This is a genomic window from Vibrio sp. vnigr-6D03, from assembly GCF_002835515.1.
GTDB classification, from domain to species: domain Bacteria; phylum Pseudomonadota; class Gammaproteobacteria; order Enterobacterales; family Vibrionaceae; genus Vibrio; species Vibrio penaeicida.
Map to the genome: position 1 here is coordinate 1 of NZ_PIZL01000018.1, position 655 is coordinate 655.

1 protein-coding gene is annotated in these 655 nt (G+C 38.0%); it reads right to left on the bottom strand.

All coding sequences use genetic code 11. From position 1 onward, the window contains the following. Positions 1-110: 110 nt before the first annotated feature. Positions 111-655: hypothetical protein (locus tag CW749_RS14470; protein ID WP_237322449.1), on the bottom strand; the 545-nt coding region annotated here is incomplete at its 5' end.

The window sequence follows — 655 nt, forward strand, 5'->3', positions numbered from 1 at the left end:
ACAAAACAAGCTGCTGCATTACGCCTTAAACACTAAATTCACCGCAAACTAAAAATGCCACGCGTTGTTTGTCGGTTTGAAGCTTTTGTTATGCTCAAAATCAACCCTAACTATTTATTTTGTATACATAACTTAATTAGCTCTGCAGCAGAATGAACATCTGAACCATCAACTTCCACTGAAAATTTGTATCGATTGGCGACATTTTGCATCCAGTTATCGTAAAACTCGCTTACTTGGCTCGGCTCAATAACAGTATGACTTCCAGCATTTCTTTTGGCGACCCTTTCCAAACTTACCTCTTTTGAAACAACCACTTTTACTAGAGCTAATTCGTATTGCTTCATAACTTCAAGTAGTAATGGGCGCTGAACCAGACCCGTAGATTCAAAAATCGGCATATTGATTTCTGAGGAAGAAAGACTGTTGAAATAATACTGCCTAATGAAAGCTGAAGCCTTTTCAGTATCCAAATCATCGCCATCTGAAAATTTTTCGTATAAAACTGGCTCCAACTCTGAATAAGTTCCGATTTTTTCATGGTGCAAGAACCTACCTAAATAAGACTTACCAGCACCAAAAGGTCCCATCAATACAATTCCATCAAACTTTTTAGTATCCATTTTGCCTCTTGAGCATAACGCCAGCTTAAACC